Here is a 14376-nt window from a genome sequence, read left to right on the forward strand (position 1 = left end):
CATGACAAACACTTCTGCAACTTCAGCCCCGGAGAAACTGCTCCCGGGCTGGCTTCTTTTACTTGGCGCGCTGACCGCCATCGGTTCGCTGTCGATCGACATGTACCTGCCGAGCTTCCCGACCATCGCGCAGCAGTTCGGGGTCGGCAGCAACCTGGTGCAGCTGACCCTGGCCAGTTTCCTGGTCGGGCTGGCGGTCGGCCAGATGTTTTACGGGCCGCTGAGCGACCGTTTCGGCCGCAAGCCGCCGCTGTATGTCGGCATGACGCTGTACCTGCTGGGTTCGCTCGCCTGCATGGTGTCGCAAGACGTCATTGCACTGATCGTGTTCCGCTTCCTGCAAGGCTTGGGCGGCTGCGCCGGCATGGTGATCGCACGCGCCGTGATCCGCGACCGGCTCGGCACCACCGGCGCCGCCAGGGCGTTTTCGCTGATGATGCTGGTGATGGGCCTGGCGCCTATCCTGGCGCCGCTGATCGGTGGCAGCGTGCTCAAGTTCTGGGGCTGGCGCGTGATTTTCGGCGGCCTGGCCGCCTTCGGCCTGTTTTGCCTGGTGGCGATCCACTACACCATGCAGGAAACGCTGGACCGCCGCCAGGCGGCGCCGCTGCACCTGGGCCGCACCCTGAAACAATACGGCCGGCTGCTGCTGGACCGCCAGTTTGTCGCCTACAGCCTGGTCGGCGGCCTGCTCCAGGGCGGCATGTTTGCCTACATTACCGGTTCCTCTTTTGTACTGATCGAACTGCATGGCATCAAGCCTGAGCATTTCGGCTTCGTGTTCGGCGCCAATGCCTTCGGCCTGATCGCCGCCTCGCAGGTCAACGCCCGCCTGGTCGGCAAATATTCGCTCGACGCCATCCTCGGCCGCGCCCTGTGGCTGCCGGCCCTGCTGAGCCTGTCGATAGCATTGCTGGTGGCTTGCGGCTTCAACAGCCTGCCGCTGCTGCTGGTCGGTTTCTTCGGCTACCTGGCCTGCTACGGTTTCATCAGCCCGAACGCATCGGCGATCGCCTTGTCGCAGCAAGGCAAACAGGCCGGCACCGCGTCGGCGCTGATGGGCACCCTGCAGTTCACGCTCGGCATCACCTCCGGCATCAGCATGAGCTTGTGGCATGACGGCACGGCATTGCCGCTGATGGTGGTGATGGCTAGCTGTGGCGTCGGCGGCCTGCTGCTGCATCGTTTCGTGGCGCGGCCTGAACACCGCCGCCTGCTGCAGGCTGCGGCGCAGCCATGAGCGCGCGGACGGCGGGCGCATTTCCAGGAATTAATGGCTGTCTGACTGGGCGCCCATATGCGCATCTTGAGCGCCGGGCGCGCCGCTTATGCGTAAAATGCTGGATGTTGTTTAAATGCGCCTGAAACAAGTGGCAGAAACATCACTGAAACCCGGCGCCGTTCCCTCACCTTTTTACAGACCCACACCATGCAAGCAGGAATGTTCTATGCGATCGCCTCCTACATCCTGTGGGGCTTGTTCCCGATTTACTTCAAGGCGCTGGAAGCCGAGATTCCGCCGGTCGACATCGTCATGCACCGGATGCTGTGGTCGTTCCTGTTCCTGGCGATCGTGCTGACCGTGCGCAAGCAGTGGGCCTGGGTCGGCCCGGTGCTGCGCCAGCCGCGCGTCATCGGCGGCTTCGCCGCCAGCGCGCTGCTGCTGACCGCCAACTGGACCACCTACATCTGGGCCGTCAACAACAACCACATCGTCGAAGCCAGCCTCGGCTATTTCATCAACCCGATGGTCAGCGTGGCGCTCGGTTTCATCTTCCTGCGCGAACGGCCGCGCCTGCTGCAATGGCTGGCGATCGCCCTGGCCGCCGCCGCCGTGCTGTGGCTGACCTGGCAAGCCGGCCACCCGCCATGGATCGCGCTGACCCTGGCCGTGACGTTCGGCAGCTACGGCCTGCTGCGCAAGACCGCCAGCCTCGGCGCGCTGCCCGGCCTGGCGCTGGAGACGGCGCTGGCGCTGCCTCTGGCCCTGGCTTACCTGGCGTATACTACGGTGCAGGACCACAATACCTTCGCCAGCGCCTCGATATCGACCAGGTGGCTGCTGGTCGCCGCCGGCCCGATCACCTCGATTCCGCTGCTGATGTTCGCCGCCGGCGCCCGCCGCATCCCGCTGTCGCTGGTCGGCGTGCTGCAATACATCACGCCGTCGCTGCAGCTGCTGCTGGGCGTGTGGCTGTATAACGAGGAACTGGACGGCGCCAGGCTGACAGGGTTCATCGTCATCTGGGTGGCTTTGGCCCTGTATTCGGTCGAAGGCCTGTGGCGGACATTTGCAGCGCGCCCCGCCGCTTCGACTTAAGCATCCACATCGGTTATTCTTGGCAGTCCAGATAGCTCTTTACTGCTTGTCTATTCACTTAATCATCATTGCTCCCCATGGCCCAATACGTCTACACAATGAACAAGGTCGGCAAGATCGTGCCGCCCAAACGTCAAATCCTGAAAGATATCTCGCTGTCGTTTTTCCCCGGCGCCAAGATCGGCGTGCTCGGCCTGAACGGTTCCGGCAAGTCGACCCTGCTGAAAATCATGGCCGGCATCGACAAGGATATCCAGGGCGAAGCGGTGCCCATGCCGGGCTTGAACATCGGCTACCTGCCGCAGGAACCGCAGCTCGACCCGGAACAGACCGTACGCCAGGCCGTCGAAGGCGGGCTGGGCGAAGCGTTTGAAGCGCAAGCCAAGCTGGATGCGGTGTACGCTGCCTATGCCGAAGAAGGCGCCGATTTCGACGCGCTGGCGGCGGAACAGGCGCGGCTGGAAGATATCCTGGCCACCGCCGGCGACGGCAACCTCGACCTGCAGCTGGAAATGGCGGCCGACGCCTTGCGCCTGCCGCCCTGGGACGCCAAGATCGGCGTCCTGTCCGGCGGTGAAAAGCGCCGCGTGGCGCTGTGCCGCCTGCTGCTGTCGAAACCCGACATGCTGCTGCTGGACGAACCGACCAACCATCTGGACGCCGAATCGGTGGACTGGCTGGAGCAATTCCTGCAGCGCTTCCCCGGCACCGTGGTCGGCATCACCCATGACCGCTACTTCCTCGACAACGCCGCCGAATGGATCCTGGAGCTAGACCGCGGCCACGGCATCCCGTGGAAGGGCAATTACAGTTCGTGGCTGGAGCAAAAGGGCAACCGCCTGAAGCAGGAAGAAGCAACCGAATCGTCGCGCCAGAAAACCATCGCCAAGGAACTGGAATGGGTCCGGCAAAACCCGAAAGGCCGCCAGGCCAAGAGCAAGGCCCGCCTGGCGCGCTTCAATGAACTGAGCGAACACGAATACCAGAAGCGCAACGAGACCCAGGAAATCTTCATCCCGGTAGCCGAGCGCCTGGGCAATGAAGTGATCGAATTCAAGAACGTGTCGAAATCGTTCGGCGACCGCATGCTGATCGACAACCTCAGCTTCCGCATCCCGGCCGGCGCCATCGTGGGTATCATCGGCCCCAACGGCGCCGGTAAATCAACCCTGTTCAAGATGATCACCGGCAAGGAACAGCCGGACAGCGGCGAAGTGGTGATTGGGACTACCGCCCGGGTATCGATCGTCGACCAGTCGCGCGATTCCCTATCGGACCAGAAGACCGTATTTGAAGACGTCTCGGGCGGCGCCGACATCCTCACCGTCGGCCGTTTTGAAATGCCTTCGCGCGCTTACCTGGGTCGCTTCAACTTCAAGGGCGGCGACCAGCAAAAGATCGTCGGCAACCTGTCCGGCGGCGAACGCGGCCGGCTGCACCTGGCCAAGACCCTGCTGCAAGGCGGCAACGTGCTGCTGCTCGATGAACCGTCCAACGACCTCGACGTCGAAACCTTGCGCGCGCTGGAAGACGCCTTGCTGGAATTCGCCGGCAGCGTGATGGTGATCAGCCATGACCGCTGGTTCCTGGACCGCATCGCCACCCACATCCTGGCGTTTGAAGGCGAATCGCAGGTGTCGTTCTTCGACGGCAATTACCAGGAATATGAAGCCGACAAGCGCAAGCGCCTGGGCGAAGAAGGCGCCAAGCCTAAGCGGATCCGCTACAAGCCGGTGACGCGCTGATTGATTTGATGTGACGGAACAGAAGGCGCGCTGCGCTTTCTGTTTTTCTGACGTGGATGGCTTAAGCCATTTCCTCGACCATTTTTTTGATCTTTACCGCTTTTTCAAAATGGTCCAGCTGATGTGTCATGATCCACCATTCGGCAGCTTCCATGAGTAACGCTGGATTATCATTCTTGTTCGCGAAGAATGCATAAAACGACAATCCTACATCCAAGCCCTTGTCATTGATTTTCTTGTTGCATATATCAATTATTTTCTCTTTTAAGCTTGCCCTCATCGGATTTCCTTCTTTACCCAACCGCAGTTAAATATGCAGCCAGGCCAGCGTGCCCAGCACCACGCTGAGCGCTCCGGCGCCGTACGCCATCTTTTTCAGCCACTCCTTGCGCGTCAGCAAAGTAATCGCCGCCAGTGAAATCGCAATCTGGATCGCCGTCATCGCCTGCGCCCAGCGGTGATGCTGGTGCAGCGCCAGCTCCGATTTTTCATCCCACTCGCTGGCCTCGGCTTCGAGCGCTTCCGCCTTTTTCTGCACGACTTCTTTTTCGCTCTTGTAGCGCGCTGCTTCAGCGCTGTAGTGCGCGGCGTCGACGCCCGGAATATGGGTCGCCAGCTCAGCCAGGTTCTGGCGGCTGGACTTGGCCTGGTAGTAATTCCACTGGTTGGCCGCTTCGGTTTTCTTGATGGCGGCGTTGTTCTTGTTCATCGCCGCCGCACTCTCGGTGGAACCGGCCTGGTAGCTGAACAAGGCGCCGACGGTCGCCATGATTGCCGTCATCACCGCGATCTTGCCGGCGAAATTGTCGCCGCTGCCGTGGGCGTGCTCGGTGACGTGCTCGATATGGTGTTCATGCGGACTGGGAACTTCGAATTCTTCGGACATGGCTGTGGTCTCGGCAAACAGGTTAAACGGCAATTGTAAATGCAATGATCGTGGCCGGAGCCGAAATCAGCGGACCACCATCGATATGGCGCCCAGGCCGAGGCCCCGCATGTCCTTGTTTTCCATCACCTGCAACGGCGAAACCGTTTCCGCCACGGTGAACAAGAGCAGCAGCCTGCCATGGTTTTTCTCAAGCAGCCCCGCCGGAATCCGCAGGCTTTGCTTGCCGCGGTTGATTTTTGTAGTGTAATGCAGCTCGCCCAGGGCCTGGCCGTTGGCGGAAACCTGGATGGTCTGCTGCGGGTGCTTGGCCATGACGTAGGCTTGGCCGAGCACTTCCAGCGTCAGGTCGGCGGCAATCGCTTGCCCTGGCACGCCAGGTACGTTCAGCCACACCGCTGCCGCATTGCTGTTGGTCCAGGTGCCCCAGGTTTCCGCTGCCGACCAGCCGCCGGTGAGATAGGAGCCGGCATTGCCGCCAGTACGGAAATCGATGGCCGTACCGAGCGTGTAGTCAGCCGGCGGCGCTGGCGCCGCCGCGGCTTGGGCCGGATTCGAACGCTGGCACTCGCTGCAGTGTTTCCAGCCTGGCGCCAGTATCCGGTAGCCGTCAAGTTCGGCAACCAGGTCATTCGGGCCGGCGGTGATTTTCGCCTGCTCCCAGAGCGAGAGAGAAAGCGCATCGCCGAGGAACACATACAAGGTTTGCGGATCGTAGCGGCCGGTAAATACGGCCTCGGTAGCCTTGCGCTGCTCTGTCACCAGCCGGCTCTGGTCGATCCGGGCGAAATAGCCGTGGTTGATGGTCAGGCGCTGCTCCGAAGCAAACAGGGCGATCGGGAAATAGTCGGGCGAATACACTGCCGGCATGGTGATTGCAATCCGCCGGTAGCCTGGCGGGAGCTGTTTCCAGAAAGCGGACTGCAGAGGCGAAGTCCATCGGTATTCGCGCATGCTTTTGCGGATATTCAGCGCGGCGTCATTGCTGTCGGCCAGCTGCAGCACCAGCAGCGCGCCCAGCAGATATGGCAGCCAGCGCTTGTCGAGCAGCTTGAAGGCAGCGTAAAACACGCCAACGTAGATCAGGTAAAACACCGGCCAGAACATGCGGCCCGACGCCCTGAATATGCCCAGGATCTTTTGCAGGAAAGCCGGCAGCGGGTATACCAGCACATCATGGTTGGCCCAGCCGATATAAGAACTCAGCGCCTGCAAGGTCAACCCCGAGGCGACGATGAGCAACGGCAGCAATGTCGCCCAGCGCCAGGCCGGCGCCGGACGCTGGGCGGCATTGCTGCGCACCGACCGCGACACCGATAAAACGACCACAACGGCCAGCAAGGCCAGCATCCCCACTCCCAGGAAACTGAAGCCGTCGAACTCGCCGCCGCCGCGAGGCTGGTCCGGCAACACTGTCGACCACCAGGCGATGGGGTCGATCAGTCCCAGCAGGCTCATGCGGTAATAACTCAAGCCGACCGGCTGGCTCAGGCCATCGCGCAGCATGAAGTAGCCGGTGCTCCACATGAGCAATCCCAGGCAAACGGCGGTCGACAGGGCAAGGCCTGCCAGCGCCCACGGCGAAACCTGCTTTTTCAGCCAGCGCTGCAGGAGGTCGGCGATCCAGATCGCCAGCACCATGGCCAGCAGGTAGGCGTGCGCCAGCGATGCCGCGCCGAGCAAGAGCAGCCAGCCGCGCCAGCGAAATCTTGCGCCGAAATACAGGTACAGGCCGGCCAGGATAAGCCAGTGCGCCGACAAGGATTCCGCTTCAAGGTAAATGCGCCACCATAACGGCGGTGCGATGACGAAAAACGCGGTCGCCAGAAACAGCGTCAGGCGTTCGGCGGAAAACAGGGACAGCAGCTTGTAGGCAAAAACCGCTTGCAGCACGACGGTCAGGGCAAGCCAGATGCCGATATATTGGAACGGTTGCGGCAGGAGCGCCGCGAAGGGCTTGAAAAAGAATGCGAACAACGGCGTCGAATCCGTAAACACGATCGAACTGCCGAGCAGTTCGCCGTAGGCCAGGTTGGCGCCAAGGGGAAATTGCAGCATCGGCGTATTCCGGAAGAAATTCCAGCCGAGGAAATGCTGGCCGAAATCGCCGCGCATCAGCCACTCGGTGGAAGTCGGCCAGACGATGGCGCCGCCGGTATAGAACACAAAAGCGGCAAGGCCGATCAGCGCCGCCAGCAGTACGGGAGGAAATTTTCTAGTCATCATGTCGGGAACGATGGGAGACGTCCTTGTCGCGCGGACGTTTCGATCCGAAGGTCCAAAGCGTATTGGCGGAATAAGTCAGCACCAGCACGGCCGCTGAAGAGAATATCTGCGCCAGCAGGTAATTGAGCGTCAGCTGCACGGTCAGCAGGTGCATTAGGCCGGTATTCAGGGCGATGCCGGCGGCGGCGATCAGGCCGAAACGGCTGGCGGTTTGCAGGTGGCCGGCCTGGCTCTTGAAGGTGATCCAGTAATTCAGCCCGTAGTTGACGATCGCGCCGGCCAGGGCGCCCGCCGCCGAAGCCGGCACCGGTCCCGACAGGCCGCCCTGCACCAGCAGGATCAGGACGGCGTACTGGCATGCCGTGCCCACGCCGCCGGCGGCGGCATAGATCAGGAACCGCCTGAAGCGATGCATAACCATCCTGCTGCTAGTCTTCGGTTTTCTGGTAGCGGCGGCGAATCAGGTAAATCGGGCGGCCTTTTGATTCCAGGTAGGTCCTGCCCATATATTCACCGAGGACGCCGATGCCGATCAGCTGGATCCCGCCGAGGAACAGCACCACCGTCAGGATGGATGCATAACCCGGCATGTCGATGCCGTGGATCAGCGTCTTGAAAATGATCACCAGGCCGTAGATAAAGGCGAACAGTGAAATCGCCGAACCAAAATAAGTCCACCAGCGCAAAGGCACGGTACTGAAACTGGTGATGCCTTCCAGCGCAAAATTCCACAGGCGCCAGCCGGAAAATTTCGACTCTCCGGCGCTGCGCGCTTCGCGCGCGTATTCCACCGTGACGGTCTTGAAGCCGACCCAGGCAAACAGCCCTTTCATGAAGCGCCGGTTTTCCGGCAGCTGCTTGAGCGCATCCAGCACTTGCCGGTCGACCAGGCGGAAATCCCCAACGTTCTCAGGCAGCTTGATGTCCGAGACCGCATTGTACAAACGGTAAAACATGCCGGCGGTCTTGCGCTTCATGTAGGAATCGCTATCGCGGTTGGCGCGTTTGGCCAGCACCACTTCGTAGCCGTTGCGCCATTGTTCGACCAGCAGCGGAATCACTTCGGGCGGATCCTGCAGGTCGGCATCGATGGGAATCACGGCGTCGCCCAATGCTTCGTTCAAGCCTGCGGTCAGGGCCGCTTCCTTGCCGAAATTGCGCGACAGGTCGATCACCCGTACCCGGCTGTCGCGGTCGGCGATGGCGATCAGCTGCGCCAAGGTATCGTCGGCGCTGCCGTCGTTGATGCAGACGATCTCGTAATCGAGCGTGTCGAGGGCGGCCAGTATGGGGGTTATCCGCTGGAAGAAACAGGCAACGGCAGCGCTCTCGTTGTAAAAGGGGACCACCAGCGATAGCAGTGGCTTGTGTGGCGCTTGGTCTGGGGAGTTAACGTGCATTGCCTGGTCTGGGATTATCACTTGTACGTCTGCTCATATTAGCATCATTCTGCCCGGAAACAGCGCAAAACCCTTGCTGCAAGCGCTGTTGCAGGCGAGCAGCGCGGTAAACGCAAAAGCCGGCCAAATCGTCAATCCGATTCAGCCGGCTTTTACTTGCCTGGGCCTGCAGCCGGGACGGCCAGCGCCGCCTCGGCTTGCAACACGACAATCAGTAAGTGTAGAACATGCGCTGGATTTCTTTGGTGTTGCTGGTCTTGGTCAGCGCCAGCATCAGCAGGATGCGTGCTTTTTGCGCATTCAGCGTGTCAGCCACCACAAAATCGAGTTCATCATCGTTGGCTTCGCCGTTGCGCGCCACGATGCCCTGGCCGACGCGGCTGGCGCGGACAATGATCACACCCTTCTTGCGCGCTTCAACCAGCGGCGTTTTCATTTGCGCGGCAATGCTGCCGTCGCCGACGCCGGCCTGGATGATGCCCTTGGCGCCGGAGGCGACCTGGGCGTCGAGCGCGGCGCGGGTCATGTTGGCGTAGCCGTAGATGATGTCAACCTGCGGCAGCACGTCCAGCTTGCTGACGTCGAACTCGGTGTCGACTGTGTTCTTGCGGGTCGATTGCCGGTAGAAATACGCCTTGTTGCCCTGGATATAACCCAGCATGCCGAGTTCGGTCGACTTGAAGGTGTCGGTCGTCGACGTGTTGGTCTTGCTCACTTCGCGCGCGGAGTTGATCTGGTCGTTGAGCGAAACCAGCACGCCCTTGCCGATGGCATCCTTGCTGCCGGCCAGCAGCACGGCGTTGTACAGGTTGATCGGGCCGTCGGCGGAAATCGCGGTCGATGGACGCATGGCGCCGACCACCACTACCGGCTTGCGGCTCTTGACGGTCAGGTCGAGGAAATAAGCGGTTTCTTCGATGGTGTCAGTGCCGTGGGTGATGACGATGCCGTCCACGTCCGGTTGCGCCAGCAAGGCGTTGACGCGCTTGGCCAGCTTCAGCCAGTGGTCGTTGGTCATGCTTTCGCTGGCGATCTGGAATACCTGCTCGCCTTTGACATTGGCGACTTTCTTCAGCTCAGGAACCGCTGCGATCAGTTTTTCAACGCCGACGGTGGCCGAGGTATAGCCGACCGTGGTGGTGCTGTCGGCGCCGGTGCCGGCAATGGTGCCGCCGGTAGCCAGGATCATCACGTTAGGCAGTTTGGCCTGGCTGTCCTGCGCATGCGCCACGGAAGTGGACAGCAACAAGGCGCCGAACATCATCAATGCGTAGGAATTGAGGGTACGCAGTGTAAGTTTGCGGGTAGACATAAATCTCCTGATCTGTTGATTGTTGTGGACCGCCGGCTGAGCCGAAAGCGGTCACGCGGCATTTCAACGTTCTGCAACGCGCTGCCGCGCCGCGGAACTGTAGCTAAAGTCGGCAAAGCGATCTAATGCCATTTATGCATAGGATTATGCATAAATATTATATGCAATCATTTCAATAAGAAAAGGCTTAACCGGATCGGTTTCCTGCCAAAAAATCAACTAGCAATCAACGAGCAAGAAGCACGCCCGTCACGCGGCAAGCTTGGCTTCCGCTTCACGCGTGATATGCAGTTCGCGCATCGGGAACGGGATCGTGCAGTTCACCGCCGCCAGCGCGGCCTGGACTTTTTGTGCGAGCGACCAGCGCACATCCCAGTATTGGGAAGTCGTGGTCCATGCCCGCAGATTGAGCATGACCGCACTGTCGGCGTGGTCGGTGACCACCACGAACGGCGCCGGCGTCGCCAGGATGCGCTCGTCCGCCAGCAGCAGTTCCTTCAGGGCCTGGATCGCGACCGCCGGATTGTCCTTGTAGCTGATGCCGACCGGCATGTCGATGCGGCGCGTGTTGTTACGGCTGAAGTTGGTCAGCGCGCTGTTCCATAGCTGGTTGTTCGGCGCGAACAGGCAGATGCCGTCGGCCTTGGTCAGCTTGGTGGCAAACAGGCCGATTTCATCGACGGTGCCCTCGATGCTGCCGTTGGAGATGTATTCGCCGACCTGGAACGGCCGCAGGAACAGCAGCATCATGCCGGCGGCTATGTTTTGCAACGTCCCCTGCAATGCCAGGCCGATCGCCAGGCCGGCGGCGCCAAGGACGGCGATGATACTGGCGGTCTGCACACCGAACTGGCCAAGTACGGCGACCAGCGTGATCAGGCGTACCAGCCACAGCAACACGCTGCGCAGCACCGGACGCAAGGTGGCGTCCAGGCTGGCGCGGGTCATTACCCGGTCAAGCGCATTGGCGAAACGCGACGACAGCCACCAGCCGACCGCCAGCGTGACGATAGCCAGCACGGCGTTGAGGCCATAGTGCAAGCCCGATTCAAGAAGAAAATCCCAGATCGAAGAGAGGTGATTGGCGGCGGATATGTTCAAAGTTAGCTCCTGTTGCTTGAATAAAATAACGCGAACCGGGTCCGCGCATTGAGCCCTCTATGTTACCAGTAGCCTCAAAAAAAACGCGCCAGGCAGTGTCGTGCCCGACGCGCAACAACCTGTTTAAGGGCTGAGGAAACAATCGACTTTTAAACAACAAACACACAAATCCTGCTTAGAAACGGTAACCGACACCCACGCCGATCAACCACGGATCGATCTTGACGCGACTGATTTTATCGCCCCCCGCGTAGACATCGCTGCGAATCTGCAGTTTTTTCACATCCAGGTTCAGCGACCAGTTTTGATCCAGCTTGTAATCAAGACCAGCCTGCAATGCCAAACCCCAGCTGCTGTTATCCAGACGGCCCGCACCATTCAGCAGATCGACGCTGGAAATACGTGTGTAGTTAAGCCCGGCGCCAAGGTAGGGACTGAACTGCGCTTGCGGCAGGAAGTGGTACTGCATCGTCAGCGTCGGCGGCAAATGCTTGAATGTGCCGATCTTTTTTCCATCCAGCGAAACATCCTGCTTCTGCGGATAGGTCAAGACCAGTTCGGCCGCCCAGTTCGGAGTGAAGAAGTAAGAAATATCGACTTCCGGTATGGTCTTGTCATTGACATGCAAACGATCGGACGCACCAACGCCCCCGATCGAATCCGATTTGTCCGCAGGCTTCAGGTAATCGGCGCGCACGCGTACCTGCCAGGGACTTTCTTGTGCCACGGCTTCCTCAACGGCAAAACCCAGTGTCAATAAGGTTACCAAGGTTGCCAGCAATGCTGATTTTTTCATTTTCCATTCCTATGTCGTCCATGTCGACAAGCACTCTAAGAGGATTTACCTGAATTTACTTTGATGTAAATCAAGTCACGGTCATTGCACCGGCATGCAGGCAATTTCACCGGTAGCAGCCAGACCGCGCCGGGTTTGCTACCATATGGCTGATTCACCTTGTCTGATCCGCCTAGCTGTAGCCCTTACCTTCTTTAGCGACACAATGAGCAAATTCTGGAGTCCCGTCGTCAGCCGCCTGACGCCTTACACCCCCGGCGAACAACCGAAGCTGAGCAAGCTGGTCAAGCTCAATACCAACGAAAACCCGTATGGTCCTTCGCCGCTGGCGCTGGCGGCCATGAGCGCCGAACTGGGCGACAACCTGCGGCTGTATCCGAACCCGGACGCCGAGCCGCTGAAGCTGGCGCTGGCCGAGCAGAACGCCGCGCACGGCATCACGCCGGCCCACGTGTTCGTCGGCAACGGTTCCGACGAAGTGCTGGCCCATGCCTTCCAGGCTTTGATGCAGCATGAGCAGGCGATCCTGTTCCCGGACATCAGCTACAGTTTTTATCCGACCTATTGCGGCTTGTACCAGATCGCCCATCGGATGGTGCCGCTAGCCGAGGACTTTACGCTGCGGGTCGACGATTATCTGAACACGCCCGCCGGCGGTATCATTTTCCCGAATCCGAACGCCCCTACCGGCTGCCTGCTGCTGCTGGACGAAGTGGAAAGGCTGGTCGCCGGCCAGCCCGACTGCGTGGTGATTGTCGATGAAGCCTATGTCGATTTCGGCGGCGACAGCGCTATCCCGCTGGTGGCGCGCTATCCCAACCTGCTGGTGGTGCAGACCTTGTCCAAGTCGCGTTCGCTGGCCGGCTTGCGGGTCGGCTTTGCAATCGGCCACCCGGACCTGATCACGGCGCTGGAACGGGTCAAGAACAGTTTCAATTCCTATCCGCTGGACCGCATGGCGATCGTCGGCGCCACGGCGGCGATCAAGGACCAGGCGCATTTCGACAAAACCCGGCAGGCCGTCATCGCCAGCCGCGAGCACCTGGTCGGCGGCCTGGCCGCGCTCGGCTTCGACGTGCTGCCGTCGGCCGCCAACTTCGTGTTCGCCCGCCATCCGCGCCACGACGGCGCCAAGCTTGCCGCCCGCCTGCGCGCCGACGGCATCATCGTGCGTCATTTCGGCAGCGCCCGCATCGCGCAGTTCCTGCGCATCACCGTGGGCACGGATGAAGCTTGCCAGGCGCTGCTGGATGCCTTGCAGGCGCACCTGGAAGACATGCCGGTCGACTTCTGATCCTCGCCGTGGATGGCGGTGCACCGCCATCCATCGCCATTTCGCTGTTATTTCGCGGTTATTTCGCTGTTTCCACCGGCTTCCAACTCCTTCCGCAATGTCCAACCCAATAGCGCCGCCCGCCGTCGACACCCGCATGCGTCAGGCCGCCTTGCCGCTGCTGTTCCTGCTGCTGGGCGTGATCTACGCCAGCTGGGTGTCGCGCATCCCGGCGCTGCGCGACAACCTGCAGCTCGATCCCGCCAGCCTCAGCCTGTTCCTGCTGGGCGGCGGCATCGGCGCAGTCGGCTCTTTTCCGCTGGCGGCCTGGCTGGTAGGCCATTACGGCGCGCGCCGCGCCTGCTGGTACGCCGGCCTGGCGCTGCTGGCGACCATCCCTTGCCTGGCTCTGGCGCCGTCGCTGCCATGGCTGATGCTGGCGATGCTGTGCCTGGGGGTCTGTTCCAGCTGCTTCAATGTGGCGATCAATGCGCTCGGCGCCGAAGCGGAAAGGCTTGCCGGACGCTCGATCATGTCGCAGCTGCATGCCTGGTTTTGCGTCGGCACGCTGTCCGGCGCCCTGCTCGGCAGCGCCATCGCCGGCATGGAAATCAGGCCGCTGCTGCACTTCGGCCTGGTTGCTCTGTGTGTGCTGGTTCCGATGCGCCTGTGCTATCGCGCCTTGCCGAATGACCGGCCGCAATTCATCGCCGGCAAAAAACACTTCGCGCTGCCGCACGGCCCGCTGATTGCGCTCGGCGTGGTCGCCTTCGGCGGCGCGATCGTCGAAGGTTCGGTGGCCGACTGGAGCGGGGTCTACATGAAAGACCGCCTGTCTGCCAGCGACGGCGTGGCGCCGCTGGCGTTTGCCTGCTTCGCCGCCATGATGCTGCTGACGCGCATAATCGGCGACAAGCTGAAGGAATCGTTCGGCGCCCGCCGTGTGGTCGCCGGCGGCGCCTTGACCGCGGGCCTCGGCATGCTGGTCGCCCTGCTCGCCAGCCAGGCGCCGCTCGCCATCGCCGGTTTTGCCCTGACCGGCGCCGGCGTTGCCACCATCTTCCCGTTCATCTTCAGCGCCGCCGGCCGCCACGGCCCGACCGCGCTGGCCGGCGTCACCACCATGGGCTACACCGGCGGCCTGATCGGACCGCCGATCATCGGCTTCCTGGCGCATGGCTTCGGCCTGCCTGCGGCCTTGTCGCTGGTAGGCGTGCTCTGCATTGCGGTGGCACTGGCGGCCGGCCGCGCCAGATGGCTCGAATGATGTCGTTACGTTAAAATATCCGCTCGCGTATGTACGCCAACCTACTGCAT

Annotated in this window: 13 protein-coding genes; 5 read left to right on the forward strand and 8 right to left on the reverse strand. The window is 61.2% G+C overall.

Annotated elements, in window-relative coordinates; translation table 11 throughout:
- The first annotated feature begins 1 nt into the window (after position 1).
- The 3 genes from BM062_RS08095 to ettA all read left to right on the forward strand — a co-directional run bounded on the left by BM062_RS08095 (position 2) and on the right by ettA (position 4065).
- The gene (locus BM062_RS08095; RefSeq protein WP_092395607.1) at positions 2 to 1240 is read left to right on the forward strand and encodes a Bcr/CflA family multidrug efflux MFS transporter; all 1239 of its coding nucleotides are present in this window, start codon (positions 2 to 4) and stop codon (positions 1238 to 1240) included.
- 189 nt (positions 1241 to 1429) lie between these two features.
- Positions 1430 to 2320 carry an EamA family transporter RarD gene (gene rarD / locus BM062_RS08100; protein WP_092395609.1) on the forward strand — a complete coding sequence of 297 codons (891 nt, stop codon included), beginning with the start codon at positions 1430 to 1432 and terminating at the stop codon, positions 2318 to 2320.
- Positions 2321 to 2397: 77 nt separating this feature from the next.
- Positions 2398 to 4065 (forward strand): energy-dependent translational throttle protein EttA, encoded by a 1668-nt coding sequence (ettA, locus tag BM062_RS08105; protein ID WP_092395611.1) that lies wholly within the window; start codon positions 2398 to 2400, stop codon positions 4063 to 4065.
- A gap of 61 nt (positions 4066 to 4126) precedes the next feature.
- Here the strand turns inward: ettA and BM062_RS08110 are convergent, their stop codons facing one another.
- From BM062_RS08110 to BM062_RS08145, 8 genes are all read right to left on the reverse strand, one after another.
- The gene (locus tag BM062_RS08110; RefSeq protein ID WP_092395613.1) at positions 4127 to 4345 is read right to left on the reverse strand and encodes a DUF6500 family protein; all 219 of its coding nucleotides are present in this window, start codon (positions 4343 to 4345) and stop codon (positions 4127 to 4129) included.
- A 27-nt stretch (positions 4346 to 4372) separates the two neighbouring features.
- Positions 4373 to 4951 carry a DUF4337 domain-containing protein gene (locus BM062_RS08115; protein WP_092395701.1) on the reverse strand — a complete coding sequence of 193 codons (579 nt, stop codon included), beginning with the start codon at positions 4949 to 4951 and terminating at the stop codon, positions 4373 to 4375.
- A 66-nt stretch (positions 4952 to 5017) separates the two neighbouring features.
- Positions 5018 to 7177 (reverse strand): DUF6311 domain-containing protein, encoded by a 2160-nt coding sequence (locus BM062_RS08120; protein ID WP_092395615.1) that lies wholly within the window; start codon positions 7175 to 7177, stop codon positions 5018 to 5020.
- Positions 7167 to 7592, reverse strand: a complete 426-nt coding sequence (locus BM062_RS08125; protein ID WP_175500927.1) for a GtrA family protein — start codon at positions 7590 to 7592, stop codon at positions 7167 to 7169. The genes BM062_RS08120 and BM062_RS08125 overlap by 11 nt, the downstream gene beginning before the upstream one ends.
- A 13-nt stretch (positions 7593 to 7605) precedes the next feature.
- Entirely contained in the window at positions 7606 to 8577 is a 972-nt protein-coding gene (locus tag BM062_RS08130; protein WP_092395619.1) for a glycosyltransferase family 2 protein, read from the reverse strand.
- 211 nt (positions 8578 to 8788) lie between these two features.
- Positions 8789 to 9841, reverse strand: a complete 1053-nt coding sequence (locus BM062_RS08135) for a type II asparaginase (RefSeq protein WP_144738392.1) — start codon at positions 9839 to 9841, stop codon at positions 8789 to 8791.
- 297 nt (positions 9842 to 10138) lie between these two features.
- A complete protein-coding gene (locus BM062_RS08140) occupies positions 10139 to 10990 on the reverse strand; it encodes a mechanosensitive ion channel family protein (RefSeq protein ID WP_092395623.1) in 852 nt (283 codons plus the stop codon).
- Between the two features lie 175 nt (positions 10991 to 11165).
- Positions 11166 to 11786, reverse strand: a complete 621-nt coding sequence (locus BM062_RS08145; RefSeq protein WP_092395625.1) for an OmpW/AlkL family protein — start codon at positions 11784 to 11786, stop codon at positions 11166 to 11168.
- 205 nt (positions 11787 to 11991) lie between these two features.
- Between BM062_RS08145 and hisC the strand changes: the two genes are divergently transcribed.
- Positions 11992 to 13080: a histidinol-phosphate transaminase gene (gene hisC / locus BM062_RS08150; RefSeq protein WP_092395627.1), complete on the forward strand. Its 1089-nt coding sequence runs from the start codon at positions 11992 to 11994 to the stop codon at positions 13078 to 13080.
- Positions 13081 to 13177: 97 nt separating this feature from the next.
- The gene (locus BM062_RS08155; protein WP_092395629.1) at positions 13178 to 14326 is read left to right on the forward strand and encodes an MFS transporter; all 1149 of its coding nucleotides are present in this window, start codon (positions 13178 to 13180) and stop codon (positions 14324 to 14326) included.
- Positions 14327 to 14376 lie beyond the last annotated feature (50 nt).

Origin of the sequence: Collimonas sp. OK412 (assembly GCF_900112135.1) — a bacterium.
GTDB classification, from domain to species: domain Bacteria; phylum Pseudomonadota; class Gammaproteobacteria; order Burkholderiales; family Burkholderiaceae_D; genus Collimonas; species Collimonas rhizosphaerae.

Excerpts from the sequence above, each read along its gene's own strand:
- BM062_RS08095 (WP_092395607.1), top strand. The coding sequence starts at position 2 with ATGACAAACACTTCTGCAACTTCAGCCCCGGAGAAACTGCTCCCGGGC.
- rarD (WP_092395609.1), top strand. The coding sequence starts at position 1,430 with ATGCAAGCAGGAATGTTCTATGCGATCGCCTCCTACATCCTGTGGGGC.
- ettA (WP_092395611.1), top strand. The coding sequence starts at position 2,398 with ATGGCCCAATACGTCTACACAATGAACAAGGTCGGCAAGATCGTGCCG.
- BM062_RS08110 (WP_092395613.1), bottom strand. The coding sequence starts at position 4,345 with ATGAGGGCAAGCTTAAAAGAGAAAATAATTGATATATGCAACAAGAAA.
- BM062_RS08115 (WP_092395701.1), bottom strand. The coding sequence starts at position 4,951 with ATGTCCGAAGAATTCGAAGTTCCCAGTCCGCATGAACACCATATCGAG.
- BM062_RS08120 (WP_092395615.1), bottom strand. The coding sequence starts at position 7,177 with ATGATGACTAGAAAATTTCCTCCCGTACTGCTGGCGGCGCTGATCGGC.
- BM062_RS08125 (WP_175500927.1), bottom strand. The coding sequence starts at position 7,592 with ATGCATCGCTTCAGGCGGTTCCTGATCTATGCCGCCGCCGGCGGCGTG.
- BM062_RS08130 (WP_092395619.1), bottom strand. The coding sequence starts at position 8,577 with ATGCACGTTAACTCCCCAGACCAAGCGCCACACAAGCCACTGCTATCG.
- BM062_RS08135 (WP_144738392.1), bottom strand. The coding sequence starts at position 9,841 with ATGATGTTCGGCGCCTTGTTGCTGTCCACTTCCGTGGCGCATGCGCAG.
- BM062_RS08145 (WP_092395625.1), bottom strand. The coding sequence starts at position 11,786 with ATGAAAAAATCAGCATTGCTGGCAACCTTGGTAACCTTATTGACACTG.
- hisC (WP_092395627.1), top strand. The coding sequence starts at position 11,992 with ATGAGCAAATTCTGGAGTCCCGTCGTCAGCCGCCTGACGCCTTACACC.
- BM062_RS08155 (WP_092395629.1), top strand. The coding sequence starts at position 13,178 with ATGTCCAACCCAATAGCGCCGCCCGCCGTCGACACCCGCATGCGTCAG.